The organism is Blautia hominis (assembly GCA_002270465.1).
GTDB classification, from domain to species: domain Bacteria; phylum Bacillota; class Clostridia; order Lachnospirales; family Lachnospiraceae; genus Blautia; species Blautia hominis.
Genome location: NQOF01000004.1, coordinates 133,012 through 158,524, shown reverse-complemented (window position 1 = coordinate 158,524; position 25,513 = coordinate 133,012). Strand labels below are relative to the sequence as shown.

Annotated in this window: 19 protein-coding genes; 3 read left to right on the top strand and 16 right to left on the bottom strand. The window is 45.5% G+C overall.

The genetic code is table 11. The features are described 5' to 3' along the window. Positions 1–333: 333 nt before the first annotated feature. From CI595_RS15045 to CI595_RS14975, 15 genes are all read right to left on the bottom strand, one after another. Positions 334–2,781: a DUF5054 domain-containing protein gene (locus tag CI595_RS15045; RefSeq protein ID WP_095174456.1), complete on the bottom strand. Its 2,448-nt coding sequence runs from the start codon at positions 2,779–2,781 to the stop codon at positions 334–336. Then, on the bottom strand, positions 2,753–4,555 hold the full coding sequence (locus CI595_RS15040; protein WP_095174455.1) for a sensor histidine kinase: 1,803 nt from the start codon (positions 4,553–4,555) through the stop codon (positions 2,753–2,755). The genes CI595_RS15045 and CI595_RS15040 overlap by 29 nt, the downstream gene beginning before the upstream one ends. Continuing rightward, positions 4,552–6,081, bottom strand: coding sequence for a response regulator transcription factor (locus CI595_RS15035; RefSeq protein WP_095174454.1), 1,530 nt, complete (start codon positions 6,079–6,081; stop codon positions 4,552–4,554). Before CI595_RS15035 ends, CI595_RS15040 begins: the two co-directional genes overlap by 4 nt. A 121-nt stretch (positions 6,082–6,202) precedes the next feature. After that, on the bottom strand, positions 6,203–7,042 hold the full coding sequence (locus tag CI595_RS15030) for a carbohydrate ABC transporter permease (protein ID WP_095174453.1): 840 nt from the start codon (positions 7,040–7,042) through the stop codon (positions 6,203–6,205). Beyond that, the gene (locus tag CI595_RS15025; RefSeq protein ID WP_095174452.1) at positions 7,035–7,922 is read right to left on the bottom strand and encodes a carbohydrate ABC transporter permease; all 888 of its coding nucleotides are present in this window, start codon (positions 7,920–7,922) and stop codon (positions 7,035–7,037) included. The genes CI595_RS15030 and CI595_RS15025 overlap by 8 nt, the downstream gene beginning before the upstream one ends. A gap of 88 nt (positions 7,923–8,010) precedes the next feature. Next, positions 8,011–9,312: an ABC transporter substrate-binding protein gene (locus CI595_RS15020; RefSeq protein ID WP_095174451.1), complete on the bottom strand. Its 1,302-nt coding sequence runs from the start codon at positions 9,310–9,312 to the stop codon at positions 8,011–8,013. 214 nt (positions 9,313–9,526) lie between these two features. Then, the gene (locus CI595_RS15015) at positions 9,527–10,237 is read right to left on the bottom strand and encodes a hypothetical protein (RefSeq protein ID WP_095174450.1); all 711 of its coding nucleotides are present in this window, start codon (positions 10,235–10,237) and stop codon (positions 9,527–9,529) included. A gap of 12 nt (positions 10,238–10,249) precedes the next feature. Next, positions 10,250–10,915, bottom strand: coding sequence for a hypothetical protein (locus CI595_RS15010; protein WP_095174449.1), 666 nt, complete (start codon positions 10,913–10,915; stop codon positions 10,250–10,252). A 2-nt stretch (positions 10,916–10,917) separates the two neighbouring features. Further along, on the bottom strand, positions 10,918–11,799 hold the full coding sequence (locus tag CI595_RS15005; protein WP_095174448.1) for an ABC transporter ATP-binding protein: 882 nt from the start codon (positions 11,797–11,799) through the stop codon (positions 10,918–10,920). Further along, positions 11,796–12,173, bottom strand: a complete 378-nt coding sequence (locus CI595_RS15000) for a GntR family transcriptional regulator (RefSeq protein ID WP_095174447.1) — start codon at positions 12,171–12,173, stop codon at positions 11,796–11,798. Before CI595_RS15000 ends, CI595_RS15005 begins: the two co-directional genes overlap by 4 nt. 188 nt (positions 12,174–12,361) lie before the next feature. Next, positions 12,362–13,444 (bottom strand): glycoside hydrolase family 172 protein, encoded by a 1,083-nt coding sequence (locus CI595_RS14995; RefSeq protein WP_205728119.1) that lies wholly within the window; start codon positions 13,442–13,444, stop codon positions 12,362–12,364. 2 nt (positions 13,445–13,446) lie between these two features. Next, positions 13,447–16,041 carry a GH116 family glycosyl-hydrolase gene (locus CI595_RS14990; RefSeq protein ID WP_095174445.1) on the bottom strand — a complete coding sequence of 865 codons (2,595 nt, stop codon included), beginning with the start codon at positions 16,039–16,041 and terminating at the stop codon, positions 13,447–13,449. Between the two features lie 22 nt (positions 16,042–16,063). Continuing rightward, entirely contained in the window at positions 16,064–16,897 is an 834-nt protein-coding gene (locus CI595_RS14985) for a carbohydrate ABC transporter permease (protein ID WP_095174444.1), read from the bottom strand. A 23-nt stretch (positions 16,898–16,920) separates the two neighbouring features. Then, on the bottom strand, positions 16,921–17,835 hold the full coding sequence (locus tag CI595_RS14980) for a carbohydrate ABC transporter permease (RefSeq protein ID WP_095174734.1): 915 nt from the start codon (positions 17,833–17,835) through the stop codon (positions 16,921–16,923). Between the two features lie 36 nt (positions 17,836–17,871). After that, positions 17,872–19,233, bottom strand: coding sequence for an ABC transporter substrate-binding protein (locus CI595_RS14975; protein WP_158661513.1), 1,362 nt, complete (start codon positions 19,231–19,233; stop codon positions 17,872–17,874). A gap of 146 nt (positions 19,234–19,379) precedes the next feature. On the opposite strand from CI595_RS14975, the gene CI595_RS14970 reads away from it, so the two are divergent. The 3 genes from CI595_RS14970 (at position 19,380) to CI595_RS14960 (ending at position 24,424) form a co-directional block, all read left to right on the top strand. Next, positions 19,380–21,170 carry a sensor histidine kinase gene (locus CI595_RS14970; protein WP_095174442.1) on the top strand — a complete coding sequence of 597 codons (1,791 nt, stop codon included), beginning with the start codon at positions 19,380–19,382 and terminating at the stop codon, positions 21,168–21,170. Positions 21,171–21,186: 16 nt separating this feature from the next. Then, the gene (locus tag CI595_RS14965) at positions 21,187–22,725 is read left to right on the top strand and encodes a response regulator (RefSeq protein ID WP_095174441.1); all 1,539 of its coding nucleotides are present in this window, start codon (positions 21,187–21,189) and stop codon (positions 22,723–22,725) included. A gap of 76 nt (positions 22,726–22,801) precedes the next feature. Then, a complete protein-coding gene (locus CI595_RS14960) occupies positions 22,802–24,424 on the top strand; it encodes a D-alanyl-D-alanine carboxypeptidase (protein ID WP_095174440.1) in 1,623 nt (540 codons plus the stop codon). 64 nt (positions 24,425–24,488) lie between these two features. On the opposite strand, the gene CI595_RS14955 is transcribed toward CI595_RS14960, so the two are convergent. Then, positions 24,489–25,445 (bottom strand): 3'-5' exonuclease, encoded by a 957-nt coding sequence (locus CI595_RS14955; protein ID WP_095174439.1) that lies wholly within the window; start codon positions 25,443–25,445, stop codon positions 24,489–24,491. Positions 25,446–25,513: the final 68 nt, after the last annotated feature.

The window sequence follows — 25,513 nt, the reverse complement described above, 5'->3', positions numbered from 1 at the left end:
AGGACGAAAGCCTCAGCTATCGTTTTACCACCTCTTACACATACTATCATACGCGTTCCTTTTAACGGGGGAAATCCGGCATCCCTTACTTTTATTTCAGGCAGCGGCTCCGGAGTGATATTCTTCTGCTGATACTCATACCGGGCTTGCACCTTCCCCGGCTCGCTGTGGTTTTCTCATGCAGAATACTGTCTCCATCATCGTCTTTGTCGTTATCAAATTTCATTATAAATAGATAGGGAAGAAAATGTCAAGGGATATGGGGGAATTTCTGTTATTTTTGTTTTCCGGCAGGCCTTACCTGGGAAAACTTATCACACTTCCCCAAAAAGCCTATACTTTTTCCACTTTAAATATATGCAGCCCGTATTTTTTCTTCACAAAGGTAAGGGAATCCCTCTTCAACTCTCCTGTCTGCCGTCCATAATAGTCTATCTCGGTTATATAATATCCCGGCATACAGACCGTGCCTTCCGCTTCTTCTCCCCGCAAATCTCTGGTGACAAGAATCATACCGTCTTCCCCCTGCTTTATGTTCAACAACTGCATATGGCAGGGAAGTGTCAGATTCAGTTTCTTTGCTTCACAGGAGGTCCTTTGTATTCCCTCCCCCAACTGTACACTTCTCTCTAAAAGCCCATCCGCATCCTTGGCATCGTACCCCCACAGAACGAAGCGGTATTCACTGTCCCCTTCCTGCCACTGGGGGAAATTAGTACCCCACATGTTATTGAAGGTATTAAAATACAAGATCGGTGTATGTTCCTCATATTGATGTCTGTATGTATAGATACCGTCCTCCCCAATAGACATAAGAGGCGTGTCAAGAGGCATGACGCAGACACCGGATCTTCGGTTATCTGCTGCTGCAAATTCTTCTATGCTGTATAGCACATGGTTCCCGTTATCTGCTATATCTGTTTTAGGGTTCAGGACACTGCCCGGTTTATTGATTCGATAATTATCCAAATCTCCTGCCAGAGGGAGACAGAAAGAACCGGACTCCACATAAGGGCTGGCCTCTTTTCCTGATAACAGCAGACTGACAAAAAGCTCCTCCCCTTCATCGGGCAGTGTGATGCGTACTTCCGCTTGATGGCAATCCCCGTAAAGCCTTGCAGAAGTTTCCCCTTTATAGAAAAAGGAGATGGTCCTGCCATTCACCTCAGTCTTTACAAAGCAGGGCTTATATGTCTCATCTTTACACTCCGGATAGTTTTCTCTGCCATAATCCTGGATACCCCAAGTGGAAAACCTGTAACCATAGCTGCGCAGGAATTCTGTTATTTTCTCTATCCCATGGCGTGTATACTGATACGAGAAAATACCGGTATCCTTTTGAGCCTCCAGAAGTCTCCGGTTTAATTTTTTATCATATACGGCTGTTATGGTGCCGTCTGCTGCTGAAAACTCCAGCCGATATCTGTGATTTTCCACAGAGGAGCCTTCCGGGTGATCTTCTACTGTGAGGTCATCACTATTTTTTGGTGCCTTATCCCCCATGGATCTCTCCAGTTTCGTACATGCCAGCGGAGCCAGACCTTTTACATATACCGGTTCCGAATCACCCTGTACCCATCCCGTATACGGTTCCGTCAGCGGATTATATAACCACTCCCTTTTTTCCCTGTCCTTTTCCAAATCCTGTTCATACCGTTCAAGCAGATTTTTACACGTCTCTGCACGTTTCCGCTGTTCTTCCCAGGACTGCTCCATGAACTGATAATTTTTCTCTTGCCGGGCCTTTTTAAATTCTTCTTTTTTATATACCCGATCCGGGCCCAGCCATGTCTTTACATCTGCGCCCCATGTATGCTCTCCAAACAAGTTCATGGACTCATAGTATTCCTTTAAGATCATTTCCGCCTTTTTCCCGTTCTCTTCATCCCTTATGGTTTGACCGGCCAGTTTCTGCAGACGGGCAGCTCGATGTCTGCATTCCCTTATTTCTCTCACTTCCCGGGGATATGCCCCGATCCCGTGGATCCAGGTGTCTGCCAGGTCCTGTTCCACAACCGGAACCCCGCTCAGATCATAGTTCTCCAGCTCCCTGCAGAAATCATCCATAGTGCCGCAGACTATCTCTGCTTCAGGATAAAGATCATGGGCTTCTGCAGCCAATTTTTTAATAAATTCCGCGGAATGGGGACCGCAGTTGTCATGTGTATGGACAAGAGACATCCAAACCGGATATTCCCATTCTTCCGGTGCCTCCAGGCTTGATCCATATCCGCCTTTACAATACATGGTCAGCACTTTTCTGCCGCTGGGTGCTTTCCAGAAGAATAGTTCCGGCACTTTGGGCGGCGTAGCAAATGCATTGCATCCCAAATGAAGGAAATGAATACCTGTTGCCCCGAGGATCTCCGGCAGCATAAGCCCATGACCCGGTACATCTGTCATTTTAGCCGCAATAGGGTACGGTTTTCCATACTTTTCCGACAGTTCTTTTCCAAAACGCAGCCCTTCCAGATATTCTTCCTCCCCGCAGAAGTCTGTGTGAGAGGTGAACGGCAGCGCATGCCAGGCAATCTGTCCGTTCTCAATATAGTGTTCCAGCTCAGGCCTCATCTCATCACTGCATTTCTTTGTCACAGTCCACAGAGGCCAGGAGGGCATTGTCCAGACATACTTTAGTTTTCCCATATCCTCTGTAGCTCTGCATGTCTCTAATACCTGCCTTAACATGGACCCTCCATACTGTTCAATTACGTTTTCTGCTAAATCTGTAAAACCTATATCAAAATGTGTCTTAAACACAAGAATGATCTTTTTCATCATCTTTTTCCTCCCTGGGAAGTAGGAGAACCACTTTGGTTCCCTTTCCCTCCTCGCTCTCCAGCAGGATTCCATAATCCATGCCATATATCAGTTTGATCCTGTCCTCCACATTTCCGATTCCAATCCCGGTAAAATGCTCACTTTTGGTTTTTTCATGGCGCCTCAGAGCATTCAGGCGCTCCTGAGTCATGCCAATACCATTATCTGTGATCTCAAACCTGAGATTTTCGTTTTCCTCTCTCACAAAGATTCTGATCTCTCCTTTCATTCCCTGTGGAAAACCGTGAAAAAATGCATTTTCCACGAAAGGCTGGAGAATCAGCTTTGGCACTTTGTAAGCATTACACTGTGGGATCACAAAAAATACCACCTGGATATCCTCGCCGTACCTGGCCTGATTGATCAGCGCATAGTTCTTCAGATTATCAATCTCCTGCTCCACTGTAACAAACTCATCGGAATTGCTGATCACATTCCTTAACAGCATAATAAACGCGTCGATCACCTGTGTGGATTTTTCTACATTCTGCTGCCAGATAAGCCATTTCACAGTTGCCAGCGTATTATAAATGTAATGGGGATTGATCTTCATCTGCAGTGCATGTATCTCTGCCTTCCGCTTCTCCTTTTCCACATTTATAAGCTGGTCTATATAGCGGTTGATCTCATCCACCATGGTGTTGTATGTCTGGGACAGTTCCTGTATTTCATAAGTTCCCTCAACGGGCACATGCTTCTCGAACTGTGTCTCCTTTGAATGCTTCATGGCATACACCAGGGCTGACAGCGGTTTTGTCTGCTGCCTTAAAAAAAGGATGATCATACATACCACTACCGCAGTCACTGCAGCAGTTATCAGTATGATACCAAGCGTACTGTATGCTTTTCCAAACGCCCTCTCCGGATTTATAATGCCCACCACTTTGTAATTCGTGCTCTGAAGCTGCTGTATCAGAATTGTCTCTTCACCATCCCTGCTTTTTATAGTTTTCTGCTGTACCTTTTCATCCTCCATGTTCAGTACGGACTTTTTCATTGTCTTTGTCTTATCTGCAGATGGATCAAAATAGACTGATTTATCTGAGGATACCACCTCATTATCCTGATTGAGTATGGCTATACTGCTTGTATCTGATGTGAAATGGCTGTACATACTGCGCAGGTCCACTTCCTTGATCACAATAAAAATAAAGGCATTGGCCCGGCCTTTGTTCTCATAAGACAATGCCTTTGCAATGATGACTACAGGCGTATTCTTTGTGTTTTCTGTAAATCCCGTCTCCTCGTATTGGCATATGATCTTATTCCTGTTCTTCCTGGCACTTTGGGCTGCACGGCTTCGGAGAATATCTTCCTTGGGCTGGGAAAACACATCCGCAATATTGTTCATATAGCTTTTTTCATTCTCACCCATGATGATCACATTCATCTGGCTGTAATTGGATGCCTTCGATTCCCTGATCTGACGTTCCAGAAGATAACTGTTATTCATAGTCTCCACATCATCCATGTCCGCACCCATAAGAAACTTCTCCACATTTTCACTTCTTGTCACTGTGGATACTATGGCTGTCACGTCCTGGAAGAACTTATAAAACTGATAATCTATCTGATTGAACGCCTTTCGCTGCGTCATGGCAAAGTTATCCACAAAAACACGTTTGGACACTGTCATATTGATGGCGCCTATGGATACAGCGAGAAATACAAGGCCGATGGTCACTGTTATTACGATCTTAAATACCAGGCTGTTAGCATGTATCTCTCTTCTCATATACTTTTTCTCACCCTTCTGCGGTAACTGCTTGGAGTCTCCCCGGTTATCTTTTTGAACACCCGGCAGAAGTAGCTGTGTTCTCCATATCCCACACAGCCGCCCACCTCACTGATCGAACTATCCGTCTCCACAAGAAGTCTGCAGGCCTCTTTTATCCTTATTTTATTAAGATACTCGCTGAACCCCTCTTTTGTCGTCTGACTGAAGTAAGCCGACAGATAACTGTAATTAAAGTTAAATCTCTCAGCTATATCGGAAAGTTCCAGCGGCTCCATATAATGACCCTCCACAAACTTTCGGATCTCCATGATCCTATGGTCCTCTTTTTCCCCTATCCCCTCCAGTATCTGCCGTATCTCCCCTGTGATCTTCCTGATCATGCGCTGATATTCCTCTATCCTCTGGGCAGCATCTATTTCCTGGAAATACTGTTCCTTCAGATTTTCACTTTTCACAGCATATTTCTCAATCTCCATCAAGTAATTATACAGAAGGTTCTTGGTCAGATTTTTCATCACGCGCTCTTCCATATGGTTCGCCCACGCATATTCCGTATAATTCTCAAACATCTTTAACGCGTCCTGATATCTTTTCCTGGAGAGATGTTCAACATATTTTTCAAATTCAAATCTATCCAGCTCTTTTACTTCCCTGATCTCCTTTGAGATGATCAGATTTTTATCCGAATAAAATCCACTTCCAATCTCCGTCTGTATTTCCTGCATATAAATATCACGCATATGGTTAAGTTCGGAAAATTTCCGGCTCAGAACCATAAGGGACTGGGGATACAGCTTATTCAGCCTATCAGACAGCATCTGCACAGCCTGCAGCATTTCCCCTTCATTTTTCACCCTGTAATTGATGACGGTGCACAAGATACTTTCATCAATAAACACATGAAGAGAAGCAAAAAGTTCCTCCCGGGCGAAATAATCCTCCACCAGACTTCTTGCCCGGTTCTGCTCTGATTTTGAACTGCCGCATAGCCGCTTCAGGTCCACTGCCAGTAACCTGTAAAGGTAATACGGAAATATTTCAGCAAATTCCCGGCTGTCCACTTCCGTATGATATCCCAGCAAGATCCGCTCCGCTCTGGATTCAAAAGAGGCCTCCCCGCTTACCGGAAAGGTAAAACCCGGAATCCTGTCCGCTGCCTTTTTCAATGTCCGGATCAGCAGCTCTGGATTTATCATGGGTTTTAGAATGTAGTCCACAGCCCCGTTAAGCAGTGTGCTCTTCACATAATCGAATTTGTCGTAGCTGCTCAGCACAATGAACTGTATATCCGGAAATCTTTTCCCGATGATCTCCGAAAATTCTATTCCGTCCATCACCGGCATTACAATATCCGCCAGTATAATGTGAGGCTTCAGTTTTTCTGTGAGTAAAAGACCCTCCTGCCCGTTTGAGGCCTCCCCTACGATCTGAAATCCTTCTTTTTCCCAGTCCATCATGTGCTTCATCCCCTGGCGCATGATGAATTCATCTTCCACGATCAGTACCTTACAATATTTATCCATATAAATATCATATCCTCCGCACGTTTATTCCTTAAATAAGTCCTGTCCTTGTAACTATTCAGCCAGTCTGTCCTTTTATAATAACGTGCCTTTATGTTTCTGTCTATGAAAGAAAAAAGTATCAACCCTTTACTGATCCGGTCATACCCGCAACAAATTGTTTCTGCATAAAGAAGAAGATCAGGGCTGTAGGAATCGTTGCCAGTGTCACGGCTGCCATGATCATTCCGTAGTCCGGCGTATAGGAGGAACCCATGGCAGAGATAACAAGGGGCAGTGTCCGCTTATCCGGTGACTGCAGCGCAATGAGAGGCCACAAGTAACTGTTCCAGCTCGTCATGAAGGTCACCACAATTGCCGCTGCATAGCAGGACTTATTGGTCGGTACAAAGATCCGGAAGAAGATAGCAGTCTCCCCCAGTCCGTCCATCCTGGCTGCCTCCACCAATTCTTTTGGAAAGTTCTGGGTGTTTTGCCTGAAAAAGAAAATCAAGAAAGCAGTTGCCACTCCAATGATAACAATTGCCATAGGTGTATTGAGTGCGATCACTTTCAGCGGACCAAGCTTAGAAAATTTACTGAACAGCCTAAACAGCGGTACCAGCAGTGCGGAAAAAGGAACCATCATAGACAAAAGTATAAGGCTGAATATCCGGTCCCTGTTTCTGCTTCTGTAGATCACAAAAGCATATCCCGCCGCTGAAGAGATGATCATTGCCAGCACTGTTGTCACTACCGCTATAATAATAGAATTTTTGTAGGCAGAGGTATACTGAAGGTCTGATGCCAGAAGACTATTCATGTTTTCCAGAAAATACGTGCCCGGTTTCAGTGTTCCCCTGGTTATATCCACCGATTTATTTGTGGCTGCAATCACCATCCAAAAAACCGGAAAAACGGATATCACTGACAAAAATGCCAGGAACACATACTGAAATGCTAAAGATACCTTCTTAATCATTTTTATCACCCACTTTCATCTGAATAAAGGACAGGAGTACGATCATAACAACGATCACATAAGAAATAGCTGCCGCGTACCCAAAATTCGGAGAGTATTTAAACAGTACATGGTATATATATTGGGAGATGGTGATCGTGGCGTTGGCCGGCCCTCCTGCTGTGATATTCATGGGTTCATCAAATAACTGCAGGGTTCCAATCGTGGAATTGATCGTGGTAAATAATATGATCGGCTTCAACATCGGCAGGGTAATGCTTTTAAACTTCTGATAAATCCCCGCCCCGTCAATCTCCGCAGCTTCATATATGGAGTCATCAATTGCCTGTATTCCGGAAAGATAAAATACCATATTATATCCTGTCCATCTCCAAGTGATGGCAATAATGATAAGTACTTTAGCCAGGATCGGATCTGTTATCCAGGGGATCGGCGCTGAGATCATATGCACTTTCATAAGAACTGCATTCACGAATCCGTCAACTGCAAACAAACTTTTGAAAATAATAGAATACGCAACCAGTGATGTCACGCAGGGAAGAAAAATGGCTGTTCGGAACAGCCCTTTAAACTTCAGTCTCTTATTATTCAGCATAGAAGAAATGATAAGTGCCAAAATGATCATGATCGGCACCTGAACAGCCAGAAACAGCAGCGTATTCCCCAATGCCTTTCTGAATGTGGTATCCGCAAGCAGTCTCTTATAATTATCAAGGCCGCTGAAGGAAAGCTGGTTCCCCGCTCCGGACTGGAATGAAGTAATAAATGCCTGTACCATTGGATAAAAAACAAAGACCGCGATCAACACTGCACTTGGCAGGATAAACATCCAGGCTTTACGGTTCAGTTTCGGATTCATATCCCTCTTAATACTCTGCATCACTGTGATTCTCCTCTCTTTTTTGCAGAATAATAGCCATCCGCTTCCACTGAAAGCAAAGCGAATGGCTATATAACACCCTCTGGTCTTAATTTGCTACAGCAGCCTCTGCCTGCACCTGATACTCTTGTAATGTGCTGTCCATATCTGCCCCTGCCAGAATTGCCTGAAGCGCTTCTGTCATCAGATTCTCAATCGCATATGTATTCTCACCATAGTTCACGGACGGTACCTGATCTGTCCATTTCATAAAATCCTGGAAAATCTGCTGTCCGCCGTAGAACTCCACTCCCTGCTGATAATTCTCAGCACCGGATGCCGCTTTCAGAGTGCTTACAAGATTGATATCCTTAGCTAACTGATTCATCAGATCCACATTGGACGCAAATGTCTCCTTCAAGAATTTTTTCGCAGTCTCCTCATGTCCCACATTTTTAAGCACATACCAACCGGCACCTCCCACTGAAGAAGCGTTTACGGAATCAGGATTTTCACTCAGTCTCGGAATAGCTGCCACTGCCCATTTACCGCTCTGTTCCTCCGCATTGACAATAGAAGGGGAAATCCAGCATCCGTTTGGAACTGTTGCCACCTCTCCGCTGTTGAATGCGCCTACATACTGATCCCAGTCAGAAGAAATGGTTTTTACAATCCCCTCATCAACCAGTCTCTTGTATGTTGAGATGGAGTCTTTTAGTGCCTGATTGTCTGCTATGTTCACTTTTCCATCCTCATCTGTATACCAGGAACCTGCACTCTGCAGCATGGCACGGAGAATACCGATGTCATTGGATGACACGGACATCATGGCAATACCTGTCTTTTCCTTTACAGCCTTACCGATCTCAATGAACTTGTCCCATGTGAGATTTTCCATATCACTCTTGGAATATCCTGCTTCCTCAATCAGGTCCGCACGGTAAAATGTAGCGGCAACACCGCTGTCAAAGGGGATACCATACATTTTTCCGTCTATCTGGTTTACACCTGTCTTGTATTCTGCAAAATCCTCCGGCTTTGCCACGTCTGATAATTCTGCAAACTCGGATTCGTAGGCATTCAGATAACCCTGGATTCTGTAGTCTTCTATAAGAACAATATCGGGAAGCCCGTCATAGGATCCCGAGGAGAGGCTGGTATTTAATTTTGCCACAATATCATCCTGTGCCATTGTTACAACTTCAACTTCTGTGTCAGGATTTTTTTCCTTAAAGATTTCTTTTGCTTCATTGGCAGCCTTTATATTAAAGGATTCATCCCATGCCCAAATGGTGAGTTTGTTATCTTCCTTTGCTGCCTCCTTGTTGTTTTCTTTGCTGCCCCCGCATGCTGTCAGCCCTAACATCATGGATGATGCCAGCAGACAGGCAATGATCTTTTTGATTTTCATATCTGTTCTCCTTTATTTATTTGCTGTATTTACTTTATCACTTTTCTTTAAAATCCATTAGTATAAACTTTATCTCTATTTTAACATTTTTTATTTTTTCTCTGCCTATTCTTCTGTGAATTTATACTTTTTTTGGGTTTTTAAACTATTTTGGGTGTAGATAACAAAAACAGCAGGTGTACGTCTTCGCAAACGATACACCTGCTGTTAAATCCTACCACTGCACTGCCTGTTTCCGAAACAACAGATAAGCGATCACAGTGAAAATAACTCCTGCCCCCACCAGCATACTGATCTGTACCGGAAGCTGAAAACCCGCGAACCATTGTCCCCATGCATTTCCCATGCGGTCCAGGATATTTCTGTCCCTGCCTTCTGTGGCACCCGGTATGGTCCAGCAGCCGAGAAGCCAGGCTGCCAGGATAATGATCCTTCCTCTTTTGAACTGTCTGACTACCGCAGCCCCCAGCACCCCACAGCCGGTCAATACTGCAGAGAGACCCACGACCCAGGGCAGTGTAAATTTTGTCAGCACGGGGATGCTCTCCTTTATTTTTCCCGGAAGCAGAACGGCATACACCCCTGTCTCCACTCGGAGGAGTACAAACAGCCCTGCGACCAGCAGCAGATTCATCATAAAGTATGTGATGACCGCTGACGGCACGTAATACCGTCTTGTCTTTCCCATACTGACTGCCACATCAAATCCCATACCCATGCCGAATATATTTCCAAACAACACCATGCACAGTACGCCTAACATGGCTATCATGCTGCCCATTGGAAAATAACTTTTCTCATGTCCGAAAACCTGTATACAAATCATGATCGCCATACCCAGTACACACAATCCAATCTCCACGGCAAAATAAATACCCAGGTCACAAAGCTCCAGTTTTACTTGGCCCTTTATTGATCTCCACATAATTCTCCTCCTCTACTGGACCTCAAGACCTGCAAGCAGGCGTCTTGAGATGATAATATCCAATACCCATACCACTGCCGCGGCTATGGCTGCGTATAAAAGGATGTTGGCAAACTCAAAATTAAAAGAAATGCTTTTCTCAAGATTCATAGCTACAAATGACCCAAGAATCCCACCGCCTGCCGTGAAAAATACTACCATGATCATCATGCCTATCTTGTGAAACCGCAGATAAATAAGTCCCACAATCTCCCCCAAAGACACAACAAGTATCATAGCGCAGAATGCGATCGCCACCAGTTCCAGTGCGCGGCTCACATCCCCATCCATAAACTGCCAGCCGCCAATCCGGAACAGCAGTATCGTGATGACAGCCATAAGCACGGCTATTATAAACTTCATGATCTGCATCCCTATCAATGCATCTATACGCCTGCAGTTCAAGCACATGGCGGCAGGTATATAGCTTGAATAGACACTGGAGGAAGTTATTGACCCGATAAAGATACTGACAAAGATCATTTTGGCAGGCAGATCCGAAACCACCCGGCCACCCGATGAATTGGAAAACCCCATATAGATCTGCCCTCCGGTCAGCAGTGTGATCCCCAGCACTACCACGATGGACATTCCTATAACCTGTAACGCTGATTCAATGAACATTCTCCATTTTTTCATTGCTACACCTCCCCGCCGCACATCGCCACAAATATTTTCTGGAGATTCATAGGCTGTACCGTAACATTCTCCGTGGTCTCCAGCCTCTGTCCCGGTCCCAGTTTTACAGTGACACTTTTACTTCTTCCGATGCTCTCCTCCCTGTATTTTACAAGCCCTGCTGTTGCCACATCCACATCCTCCTCTTTCCCGCTGACATGCACACAGCTTTCCAGAAGCTCCTGGGTGTTTTCCTTCAGGATCATCCTGCCGTCGTGCAGGATGATAACCTCCTCAAACAAGTCTGCTGCCTCCTCAATAATGTGGGTGGATATGACAAAGGTCCGCCCTGTCTCTGTATACTCCTCCAGCAGGATTCTGTAAAACTGCTCTCTCGCCACCACATCAAGCCCTGCCACAGGTTCATCCAGCAGAGTAAAATCCGCCTTGCTGGCAAGCGCCACAATTATGGTGATCATGGAGGTCATGCCCTTTGAGAGCTTGGAAATTCTTTTTTTCCTGTCCAGATGAAAAATGTTCAGAAGATGTTCTGCCATATCCTTATCCCAATGGGGCATATACGTCTCAGCCATCTTGAGATAATCTTTTATCTTCAGTCCGCCAATCCCGCTGTTGTTTACATTTGCGTTTATCTCCCTTGAAAAGCAAAGGTGGGATAGGGAGGACTCATTCTCCCAGACAGGCTGCCCGGCCAATGTCACGGTTCCGTGAGTAGCCGGGTTCTGGGCAGTTAAAATAGATAAAAGTGTTGTCTTGCCCGCGCCGTTTCTTCCGATCAGTCCATATATCTTCCCTTTCTCCAGGGTAAGGCTTACGTTATCCAATGCCTTTTTATCTTTATACTGCTTCACCAGATCCTCACATTTTAAAACCATCTCACTCATTTTACATCCTCCCCTTTTCCGGCTGCTATCATATCTATCAGCTCCTCCTTGGTAATCCCCAGGCTTGCTGCTTCTGTCAGAAGGCTCCTGATATAGTCATCAAAAAACCTGTTTTTTCTTTTCTTTACAATACTCTGCTTTGCTCCTGCTGCAACAAACATTCCAATCCCCCTTTTCTTGTACAAAGTACCTTCATCCACCAGAAGATTCACACCCTTAGCCGCCGTTGCCGGGTTAATGGCATAGAGCTTTGCCAGTTCATTTGTACTGGGTACACGCTCCTCTTCCAGCAAGATGTCACGGATAATGTCATTTTCTATCATCTCTTTGATCTGCAAATATATGGACTTTTCCTGACTCAGTAATTCCTGCAAGTATCCCACTCCTCTCTTTCAAGAATATGTATCGTGCATTAGTTATATGGTTCATTACTTGTGTAATTAACCATAACACCAATGTGCTGTTTTGTCAATATCATTTTCGTTTTTTCCGGTACCGGATTGATTTTTCAACGAAAAAAGAACCCTGAAACATCTTTCAAGGTTCTATTCTGTCTTAACTTTTATATAATCTCCAAATAATCCTTGTCCGGCAGTTTTGGAAATTCTCTCCCTGGCATGGTCTGATACCAAAAGGCCACCGACGCAATATCGTCCTGCAGCGGCAGGTAACGTTTTCCTTCCCTCCAGCCTAAAGCCTGAATCGTAACCTTCAGATCCGTCTTGAAACGGATAGGGTCCATAATATGAAAACGGTACATCCCAAATCTTCTCTGCGCTTGATACAGCTGGTCCGTATGCACCACCTGCAGTCCGGTATAAGGTGTAGTAAAAGGCAGATACCTGTCATGTGTTACAGGGTCTTCAAAATCATAAGAACCGCAGAAATAATCCTCTGTGCCCGTTCCGCATATGGTAGGATATTTATCGTCCCCGTCCAGAAAAAATTTTATCTCTCCCTCTCCCCACCAAAGATTGTTATTAACGCCCCAAGCCAGATAGGTTCCCACATACTGGCCCGTTCCCTCCACACCGTCAAGTATCACATAGTCTGTTTTGTAAGGAAGAGGATTTACCCTTCTGAACTGTGCATGAAAATACGCACAGTCATCAGGTACTTCTGTCAAAACATGATCAATCTGGTAATATATCGTCACAGGCTCCTCATCCCTGTTTTCCAGCGTGATCCTGCACCTTTTCCTGAAGGGCATGCTCCAGTAACAATTCAGTCCGCTTCCGGGATTCACGCAGACTGCAAGTGCGGAAACCTGATAATATTCCTGCCAACCGCAGCAGAAAAAATCACCGGCCGGGCATTCCACAGAGGGATACGGATTATCGTCCCAGTAAATGCGGATGATCGTATTTCTCCATTTTCCTACGGGAGTCATCCAAATATGCTGCACAGCACCGGGTCCTTTCAGGTCAGCTATAGTAAAGTAAGATTCTTTCGGTATAACAATATATGGGTTTACCTTCCATCCTGTGCCCAGGTCCCTGGCAGCTTCTTTTGCCGTACCTTTCTCCAGGGGGCACATGCCCCCCTTCCCTTTTTTTCCTGTAAAGTTTTCTGCACTGACAGAGCGGGTTTTTGCTTCTGAAAGCCGCGAAAGGTTCCCCATATTCATCTGTAATCCATCAAACATAGTCATACCTCCCGGTAGATAACGGATACCAAATCTTCTGCACAATAATCCATATCCAGACAGATCACTCCCTGTTCTTTCCAAAACGGTACGTCATGTCCATCTATTTTGACCTGCTTTGGCTCACCGGCAGCGCTTCCGAAATCAAGACGGCGGACATGCAGTTCACCATACAAAATCTTAATATCCTTTTTGCCATCTTCAAAGCTTACCTTCCCCCAGCCACTGTCAAGAGACCAGAAGGAACGAAATCCAATCTCGTGAACCGGGTGGAATCCAATCAGCTTTTTTCCCATATCAAACTGAAATCCACTGTAGGTAAGCAGCAGGGCATAACTGGCCATTGACCTTGCATAATTACTGCCGCATTCAAACTCATTCCAGGGATTCCTCTTCTCACCGTCATATCTGTCCCGCAAGGCTCTGATACAATCCAGCCCTTCCTCCTCCAGACCTTCCTGTATCATATGGACAGCCGCCTGATATTCAAATCCATGCATGGTCTCCTCAGAATAGGGGGCGGTAATAAATGGTTTCTTTTTTCCTTCCGGAAAACTGCAGATCAGCAGCCCCTTCTCATCGTCAATGCAGTAGAGGCGGCAGGGGTTAAAATGATCCCTTGCACATATAAAATTATATTTGTAGATTGCGCGCAGGGCTGACTTTACCTTATCTTCCTCGAAGATCTCTCCCAACCCGATGAGGTTGGAATGCCATTGGGCAAGAACCTGGTCAATGCCGCATCCCTCCCCAATCTGATACATGATCTCTTCCTGTTCCGGGTTCCAATAAGCTGTATAAATATCCTGGTCATGCATGGAATTTCCTCCCCCTGCATAGACGTCCAAAATACCTTTATCCTTCAAGTCAATATCCTGAATGTAATATTCCCCGTTAAAAAGCTGGCTGTTAACTGCCTGTTTCCCCTTCTCAAATATACCCAGGTACTCCCGGGCTGTATCCGCATCTCCCATGATCTCCGCCATAGCCGCTCCCGCTTTTAATGCTCCCAGGTACATACCGGTCAGCCATGCGTTCTTTCCAAAAAGCTCCATATCCAGGGTGTGATGCTGCCTGCCCTCCAGTACGCCATCCTTATCATGATCCCATCTGTCTTCATTTTCGGGTGACCAGGCAAATTCTATACTCTTCTTTACCATCGGCCAAACAGAAGCCAGCCAGTCCTTGTCTCCGCTTACTTTATACTCCCTGTACACGCGCATGACCGTTCCGAACTGCCCGTCCGCGCAGGGTCTGAAATCCCATGCCTCTCTTCCCACCGGAAGCATCAGCCGAAATCCCATTCCACCGTCATCGTGCATACTGTATGTATACTCCAGACTCCGCATACTGCGTTCCAATCTTGGAAATAAGAAGGGCACCGCATAAGTATAATTCCATACATGTGTGCAGGACCCCTCACAGCACCCTGCATCTGTGTGGTTACCCTCAAACCCATACAGGGAACCGTCTTCCAGACGAATACACGTGGGTGATTTGATAATAGAAATATTGGCAGATACTGCATCCAGTGCCTCCTCAGGCATGGAGGACTGGAACAGGGTTTTCCTGAATAAATCTGTCAGTCCATATAATCTGTCCCAATTTTCCAGTGCGTAAAAGTTACTGGTCTTTGCATTTTCAAACAATCTGCTATAATAGTTTTTCCATGCCCTCTTCTTTTCGGATTCCTCATCCCTCTCCGGATTCCAATAATTATAAAAATATGGACGGTTCCATGTAAGCACAAACCTTATTTTCCCCGTATCTCCAGGGTTTATTGTCATATGGGTAGCCAGTACAGCCAGGTCATCTGCCGCATAGTTAACATCTGAGGCTCTTTTCTCCCCTTCATAGATTCGATTCTTCAATAGACCCGGATACTTGAATTCTTTCCAGTAAGTCATCAGATTGTCAAACCAGTTTCCTCTGTACCAATACTGCTGCATACTGGTCTTTTCCGCATCCGTTCCTATACACAGATCCCCTTTCTGCCCGTGGTTCTCCATATGGATCACATGTATGCCCCTGTCTGAAAAGGAAGTATGGATGCCGCCATTTTCCGCATACAGATTATTCATAGTAAATGCTATGGTGTAATCCAGTACCTTATCTGATGTATTTTCCACCTCAAATTCAAAAAATGCCCCCGGGATACTGGAATCATCTTCATTACAGGGAATGAATGGATTGAATGCCGTCATGGTAACCCTGCCCGGGAATTTTTCCTCCGCAAATGACAGCTCAGCAATGGGAAATTCCCCTTTGAAATCACAAGTCCTAAAATGCGGGAGTCCGGCAAGGGATGCTCTGTCAGAACCAAATCCGTAACTGTTGAAATGCGGTCTGTTATATTTCCCCGTATACGGCGTAAAACTGTCACCGCTTATGACCCTGGCGTCCAGCAGATTCCCTTTCTCCTCGGCTTTCACAGCAAAATGGCTCATACCTGCATGGGAGCCTTTATTGGGACGATTGAAAATCTCCATGTCAATAAGCTGTCCATTACCTGCCAGCCCTACACATCCGGTACCGATCCCGCCCAGCGGAAAAGAAATTTCCCTGGTCTTTTCTTTTTTATATACAAATCTGTCCATAACTATATTCTCCTCTTCTACTTCAACTCTTTAACCCTGACAAGGTCATACCCTGCAGAAAATACTTCTGGCCGCATAAATATAAAGCGGTTGGAATGATAATGGAGATCGCCACCCCCGCCAAAACTACAGATACACTTCCGGTACCCATGTATCCCTGCAGCACACGCAGGCCAATGGGGAGTGTCATTTTATCCCAGTCTGACAGATAGATCAATGGCCCCATAAAATTGTTCCAGGAAGACAAAAAATTCAACAGGCATGTCATAACGATCACTGATTTTGACATAGGTAGTATGACCCTGGCATATATCTGCACTCTGCCTGCCCCGTCAATATAGGCAGCTTCCTCATAGCTGTCCGGTATGGTCATCATAAACTGTCTTACAAAAAAGATGGACAGGGGATTGATCATAGCCGGCAGAATCAGCGCCCAAAGACTTCCCACCAGACCCAGCTTGGACATTACGATGTACACAGGTATCATGGTAGCTTGGGCAGGTATCATCATGCCTGCCAGGAATATCATGAACACCACATTTCTGCCCTTAAAATCAATCCTGGCAAATGAGTACCCTGCCATAGTGGTTACCAGTGTATTTAACACCACGGATGACACTGCCACGATCATACTGTTCAGCAAAAACTTTGCGAAGGGGAATTTTGTAAAAACATCCAGATAATTCTCATAACAAAAATCTGTGGGAAAAAAACTGGGCGGCAGTTTAAAGGATTCTCCGGGCAGCCTCAGAGATGTGGAGATCACCCAGCAAAATGGCAGCAGCATTATGATACACAGAAGTATCAGAAAAACATGCAGCGTACCCCCCTTAATCCCTTTCTTAACCTTGTCCATACTTATCCCCTCCCTTTTCTTGTTTATTCATAGTCATAGGTAACCCACCTTTTCTGCCCCGCAAACTGAATCACAGTCACAACCAGTATCACAAGGAAAATACTGAACGCCACCAGACACCCATACCCTGTCCGCACCTGCTTGAACGCAATCTCATATATGTAAAAAGACACTGTTTTCGTGGCCGTCCCCGGTCCTCCGTTGGTGATGATAAAAGGCTCCTCAAAGATCTGGAACACCCCAATGATATTTGTGACGATCACAAAAAACATGGTGGGTGACAATAGGGGCAGTGTGATCTTGCGGAAAATCTGAAAGGTGTTGGCCCCGTCTATCTTTGCCGCTTCATAATACCCATCCGGTATATTTTGCAGGCCAATAAAATAGTAAAGAAACGTAGTACCTATAAACTTCCAAAAACTGAACACAGCAATTGTTACATATACCATAATCTTATCTGTCAGCCACGGCACATTGCTGCCTCCCATCTGACGCACAAAATAGTTGATAACCCCTGTATCTGTCCCAAACATATATCCCCACACAATGGCTACAGACGCAGTGGTGACTACTGTAGGAAAGTAAAGGATACTGCGGTACACAGTCTGCATTTTCTTATGATGTACACAGGAAACGGCAAAAGCCAGCAGCATACCCAGGAAACAATGGACCGGCACAAGTATCAGCAGAAACTTAAAAGTATTGGCAAAAGAGATCTTTACCTGGGGGTCCATCATGAACTTCCGGATATTTTTAAGGCCTGTAAAGGCAGGCGGCTGAATCAAGTTATAATCAAAGAACGATAAAACAAAAGAAATGATCATTGGCCCGCCCACAAAAAGCAGAAATGCAATCATAGCCGGAATCAAAAAAGCGTAGCCTGCAATATTATCCTGCCGCCTTTTCCTCTGAAACGCAGACAACTGTTTACTGCTCATAGAATCCCTCTCTTTCTTTGAAAACATCCCGCCCGCTTACTCCAGGTTATCCATCAAATAGCTGTTCATCTCATCCGCTGCTGCATCCAGGGTGGTCTGTACGTCCGCCTTATTTACGAGAATATCCGAAATCACACGTGATACCAGTGCTTCACATTCCGGATACTGTACGGGGGAATGAACTGCCTTTGCCGTGGCGGCACTCTCATAGAAAATCTGGTTATTCTCCGGATACCCAAGCTCCGGCACCAGTTCTTTTGCAACAGAGTTCAACACAGGAATAGCACCTGCTGCCATGAATTCTTTAATAAATTCCGCAGAACCAATATAATTGGCAAGGGATGCGGCTTCATCCGAATGCTTGGATTCTTTCATGGTAAAAATTCCGCCGCCGCCCCAAATTGGCTGGTTCTGAGAGAAGCTGGGAATATACTGCACAGCCACGTCTTTAAAATCGTTGGCATTATAATTATTGGTAGGCCATCTTCCCCAGAATCCCATAGCTACATTTCCGTCAATAAGCTGCTGAATGGCATCCACATTCTTCTCCGGGATAGGTGCATAGCCATATTCATGTATAAGATCCTGCATAAGCTGGAAGACCTCCACGGACTCCGGAGAGTTGATGGTACTCTCTGTAAAGTCATCATTCATATATGCAGCGCCGTTATTATACAGCCAGGCTTCCACTCCAAAATAGTAGTCAGGAACGTAGACTCCATATTGCTTCACACCATCCTTCTCTTTTGTCAGCTTTTCACAATAGTCCAAAAACTCCTCTTTTGTCCAATTCTCTGCCGGTACGGACAGCCCTGCATCTGCCAGCAGTTTCGTGTTAAAATGTGTCACCACATTATTCCACTCCTCGGGGATCGCATATACTTTTCCATCAAAAGTGACCTTATCCATAATATTTTGGTCAATGTCATTCACTGTGGACTGGTATTCCTCTTTATGATTCTCGATCCAGTCATCTATAGGTGCCGCCATGCCTGTATCCACAAACATCTCAAACCCTTCAATCGCCACATAAGCGCAGTCGATATAATCACCTCCGGCGATCATTGTCTGCATTTTGGTGAAGTATTCTGTCCAGGAACCGGGGATATATACCGTCTCTACACCAATTCCCGTTTTATCCGTATACTTCTGCAGGCACTTATCCAATGTCTCCTTGTCCTGCCCGGTTCCCAGCCAGGCCAGTCGAAGGGTCACATCACCACCGCCTTTTGTCCCGCTCTTTACAATGCTTTCCTCCGCTTCCTGTCCTTCCGGGGCCTCCTTCTCCCCGGAGGTATCCGTCCCGTTATCCTTTGAATTTCCATTTGCATCTCCACATCCGGCAAGACCGGATATCATAAGTCCTGCTAAAACCGCTGCGATCATCCTTCTCTTCATACGTTTACATCCTCTCTTTCTTTGCATTATTGTTTCCTTTGATGTTTGCAATTATAGCAAAGACTTGCTATACTATGAATGAATTATTGTCGGTTTACTGATAATATTGTCGGTTTTTGTCATTTTATAAGGAGTATTTTTGTGCTATGAGACGATTCCTTTCCCTTCGTTCTAAAATTTTCTTGTACATTTTTATTTTCATGGCAATACCCATTATTGTCATCACTTACATTGCAAATAAAATATCGGCCAATTCCCTGCTTGAGCAGACAAGGATCAATGATCTGCAGACCATTGGCTGTCTGCAGGAATCCACTGACACACTCCTTGACTCCGTGGAGAGTCTCAGCGGTATCATTGCCCGGGACCAATCTGTAAAGGATTACCTTTCGGCTTCCTACAGCCTGGCACATGAACAGCCGGAGGCCTACGCTTCCCTTGATTTCGGTATTCTGGCTGCACCCTATCTGTCGTCTGCGGATTTTTTGCTGGGCGCCAGCCTTTTAAACACAGACTGCGCTTTTGTGGGAGAGCAAAAGTATAATAAAAACCAGTTGTCCTGGCACTTTAACCGTTCCCTTCTCTCCGACTGTGAGAAGGACCGTTTTATCTGGACGACTCCGCATATGCTGGTTGACAGCGAAACCAATGCCCTTTCCTGGGCTGTTTCCTGTGTAACGCCTGTCTACCAAGAGGACACCCTCCTTGGATATCTGGCTGTTTATATGGACCGGAGCCGGCTGGATAAAATAACCAAGAACCTCTCAGACAATGTTTATATCATCAATGACGCGGAACTCAGTTCGGATACAAAAGCGGTTCTGCAGGAGTGCTATATCATCTCAGACAAGACATACTCCTCAAGTGACTTTAATCCTTACACCGCAAGTTTTTATTATAAAAGTAAGATAAACTACAATTATCTGGTAAATAACAGCAGTATCATTACTTCCTCCAATGGGCAGAAAGTAACTGTAACTTCACAGAAATATCCGCGCATGGGCTGGGTTTATCTGATCGTCTCACCGTTTTCAAATATTAGCCAGCTTGTTCTTTCCCATTTATCCCAAATTTTTATTACATGTGTGGCTTGCATTGTCTTTGCGCTTGTTTCTGCCTACTCTATCTCCAGGATCATAACAAGGCCCATATTTTCTTTGAATAAAACCATGGAAAAAGTAAAGAACGGCAATCTGGAGGTCCGACAGGAAAATATACCAAATGATGAGATCGGTATGCTGGGACAGACCTTCAACTCCCTTCTGGATAAAATTTCAGAGCTGATGAATAATATTAAAGAACAGCAGAAAAACAAACGAAAACTGCAGCTTCAGCTTATACAGGCTCAGGTAAAACCTCATTTTTTGTATAACGTCCTGGAAATGGTCAACAGTTTTATCCGGGACCACATGGATGATTATGCCCTCAATTCCATAGCACACCTGGCTAATTTTTACAGGACCTCCCTCAGTGACGGGCATGACATTATCAGTATCGGCAGGGAAGTGAATATGACGGAGAACTATCTGAGTCTCCAGCAGCTTCGCTACATAGAATTCATGGAGTTTTCTTTAGATGTGGCGGATGAGATCTCATCCTGCCAGATTCCAAAACTCACATTACAGCCCCTGGTAGAGAATGCGATCTACCACGGATTAAAAACAAAATGTGAAAAAGGAGAGCTTAAAGTAACCGGTTATTTAAAGGACAAACGGATTTTCTTTGAGATATATGACAGCGGAGCCGGAATGGACTGTGATACCATAACTTCCATTTACGATTCCCTGAAAGAAGAAAGGCTGACAAAGGATTTCGGTATATCCAATATTGTAAAACGCCTGAATATACATTTTAATAATAAAGCTGAAATTGAAATCCACAGTGAACCGGGTAAATATTCCTTGTTTATCCTGTCTTTTCCCGCTGTAGAGCTATAAAAAAGGAGGACATGCCATGCTGCAGGTGGTGTTGATCGATGATGAATACTTTTTCCGTAATTCTCTGAAGAGAGCGATCCCCTGGGGAGAACTGGGTTTTCAGATTATAGGAGATGCCAACAATGGCAGAGACGGGTACCGGTTAATTTGTGACAAACACCCTGATATTGCTATCATAGACATTAACATGCCCCTGATCACCGGGCTTGAATTAATTGAGAAGGTGCGCAGGGAACAGATAAGCTGTAAGTGTATCCTGCTCACCGGTTATGGTGATTTCAAATATGCACAGCAGGCCATACGCCTTAATGTCTCAGAATATATCCTGAAGCCGGTTGATTTCTCTCTTCTGACGGAATCCTTAAATAACTTAAAACAGGAAATCTCAGCCGAACGGGAACACCGTTTTCATGTCAAAGCTCTGGAAGAACACCGAATGAGATACATCAAGGAGCACTTTCTTCTGGATATCATAGACGGGCATGTATCCTTTAACAAACTGCAGCTCTCCTCCTATCTGGAGGAACTGCATATTTCCATTCCATTTGACAGTTACGCTATCAGCATTATTGAATTACCCGAGACACTGTCCTCTCATACAGAAGACATACAGAAACACCTTGAGGAATCTCTATATGCGGACGGCAAATGTGAGATTTTCCCCATACGCCGCTCCCAAATCTGTCTCATACGGGAAACAGAATGTCTGCAGGATACTAAAAAGGAAATGGATACATTGTCTAAATACCTTCAGCAACAGGAGTCCTCATTTCATATTGGGCAGAGTGCATTGCATAATCATGCACAGGAAATAATAATAGCTTATAGAGAGGCTTCTGTCTGTCTGAAAAACGCCCGCAGCTTTGAGGGCCGGGTTCTTTTTTACGATGAATGGAACCTGACCGCTTACCGCATACCGGAGGCAGCACTGGCTGAAATCAAAAAACTGATCCGCCAGCGTGATCTGGAAAATATCACAGATGGACTGAACCGATGTTATCATACCTTCCGGGAGAAAAAGCTGTCCTATGATAATATTATATTCTGCACTTATGAACTGCTCTCCGCCCTGCTGTCTGCCATGAACGAGCAGAATACCATAAACTGTTTCCTGTTCAGAGACTCCCGCAGTCTCTCGGACACGCTTGACAGTTTTCATACCTGTGATGAGATCAGGGACTGGATGATCCATGTATTTACAGAACAGCTGAAGCAGGAGACCCATACGGCGTCTGCTTGCTCTGTTACCCGCAATGTCCGGGAATATATTCTGCAGCACTATAACGATCCTGAACTGACCATCGAAGATATCGCCCAAAACCTGTTCCAGAATTACAGCTATCTGTGTTATTGCTTTAAACGGGACGAAGGTATCACCATCAATGATTACATTAACCAGATACGGTTAAACAAAGCCCTGGAGCTTTTTCATTCCGGTGTGGAAAATGTAAGCTATGTAGCGGAGGTCACCGGTTTCAGCAATGCTGGTTACTTTAGCCGGAAGTTCAAAAAATTCGTCGGTCTGCCCCCCAGCGAGTATGTCAAAACACTTTAAGCATGGGAAAAGGGCTTGTAACCGGGGAAAAAATCTCTTATAATGATTAAAGCCTTAAAGAAATGAGGATTTTATTGTGAAAAGACCCAGATTATGGATAAACGCCCTAGTCCTGTCCTCCTGTCTGCTCCTTGGCAGCGGTCAGACCACCATATACGGAGCAGAGCAGAACACAGCACCGGCTCCGACTGACCCAGGCACAGCGCAGGCTCCTGCCGACCCAAACACAGCGCAGGCATCTGCCGACCCAAACGCGGCTCAGGCCCCTGCCGACCCAAATGCTGCGCAAGCTCCCACTGACCCCAATGCGGCTGAGACGCCAAAGGATCCAAACGCCCCGCCTGACAGCTACAACTGGGAAGTCCAGTCCGACGCCATCCCCGGATGGCCCACAGGCCCGCAGGTAGCAGCCGAAACCGCCATCCTCATGGATGCAGAGACAGGTGAGATACTTTATGCCAAAGGCATTGATGAAAAACGCTATCCGGCCAGTACCACAAAAATCATGACCGCCCTGGTGGCAATTGAAAACAGCGCCCTTACAGACCAGGTCACCTTCTCCGCCGAAGCAGTAAACGGCATTGAACCCGGCAGCACACATATCGGCATCAAGCCGGGTGAAATACTTACAATGGAACAAAGTCTGTACGCCATCCTTCTGGCTTCTGCCAATGAAGTCTCCTCCGGCGTGGCAGAATTCGTGGGCGGGAATATCCCTGACTTCGTAAATATGATGAATGCCAGAGCTGAGGAGCTGGGCTGCAAAAATACCCATTTTGTCAACGCCAACGGCCTTCATGACCCGGAACACTACACCACAGCCAGGGACCTTGCCAACATTGCCAGGGAAGCCTTCAAGAATGAAACCTTCCGCAGTATCATTGGTGAAGAATACTACATTGAACCCAAGACAAACATCACAGATGAAGAACGCTGGCTGAACAACCATCACAAAATGCTGGTAACAGGGGATCTGCATTATGACGGCTGTCTGGGAGGGAAGACCGGATATACCAGTGACGCGGGAAATACCCTTGTGACCTATGCCCAGAGAAACGGCATGTACCTTATCTCCGTTGTTCTGGCCGACAATGCCGTCTATCAATACCCGGACACTGCTGCACTGCTGGACTATGGCTTCTCCAATTTTCACAAGGCAGTCCTTGCCCAGAAAGGGGAAGTCCAGTGTCTGAAGCCTCTTCCCATTGAACGCTATCTGTATAACCTGACAAAAGCCAAAATGATGACGCGCTTTACAGATACCGTGACGGTAGACCTGCCCGCAGACCTGCCTGTTGAGGATCTGACCCGGAAGACCAGCTTAGAAAAGAAGGAACAGACCACAGAGTACTATCTGGGGGAACAGCTCCTGGCTGTCAGCCATGCGGAAATTTGTCCAACCCTTACCCTGCCGGAATTTCTGGAAACAGCCAAAAGTTCCCCTGCCAATACAGCCAGGGCGACAGCACAAAGCAGCACCGCAGACCAAAGCAACACCTCTGCCGGCCGAACGCCTAAGACCTCTTCCTCTTCCCTGGGAGATTTTTTTCAGGAACTCAAATACAATTTCCAGAACATGCCCAAATGGAAGTATCCGGCGCTTATTTTTCTGGTAACTGCGGTTATTTTCTATATTGTACTTCTAATAATAAAAATCAAGAGACACCGGAAAAAGAAAAAGAGGAAAAATACCCGGTAACAAATAGCAAAACCCCATCGGAAGGCCGCCGATTCCCGGCAGCTTTCCGATGGGGTCTTTCCTTCTAATAATAATCCTGATGTCTCTTTGCGCGTCTCTTTTTTCTCAGCACATCCCGTTTCTGTCTTACTTCCTCTGCCTCTTCCTCCGTGATCTTCTTTACGGTTTTGACCACATAATATTTCCCTTCATCTGTCCTCTTCAGTCTTGCCTTGCCGCGGAAGTAACCGTGTTCCGGGCAGAAAGCCAGGCACATATGGGTCTTGGGGTTAAGGGAAAACCAGCGGATCTTCTTCTTGGCGGTCTTTCCGCAGAAAAAACAGCGTGTACTCACCACTTCACGGTCTTTCATGGCCTCCTCTTTTGTAGGAAATTCCCTGGAGATGTATTTGGAATAGTCATCAAATACCGTGTGGATCTCCTCGCTCTTTGACTTGGGATTCTGATAGCAGTCAATGGAAAAGAATTTTCTCACTGTGTCCATGGGCAGACGTGCGAATATCTCGGCGGTGTAGACAGCATCGTTCAGGGCTCTGTGGAAGTTTTCTCCTTTGCTAAGCTCCATATAGTCAATGGCGTATTCCAGGGAACGGCTGGTCTTGTCACCCTCACATGCAATGCCGAACAGCTTCTGCACATCATAATAGCGGAGAGGACCTTCCAAAAGGTAAGTCAGCCTGTAGTATTTCATATTACGCTGCAGCTCCACCAGATCGGAGGGGCCCCAGGTACAGAACATCACATCTTCTCCGCACCAGTTCAGGAACCTGCGGATTGCCTTTGAGAACGGTACCCCGTTTTCCAGTGTCTGTTTATCAATATGCAGTATTTCTTTTGTGCGGTAGTGCAGTCTGTGGTACACGGAAGGCTTGATGATCTCATGAAACTGGTCCGTCATATTCCGGTTCTCATCCAGCTTCACCGCTCCTATCTCGATAATCTCAAAGGGCAGCCGTTTATTCTCCCTGTCCTTTCCGTAGGGGCACTGATTCCATTCCAAATCAAATACAATATAGTTCATAATTAAGTCCTGCAGCTCTCTTTTATATTTGTTCCTGTCTCTTGGAAAGCGTTACCGTCCACTCGGTG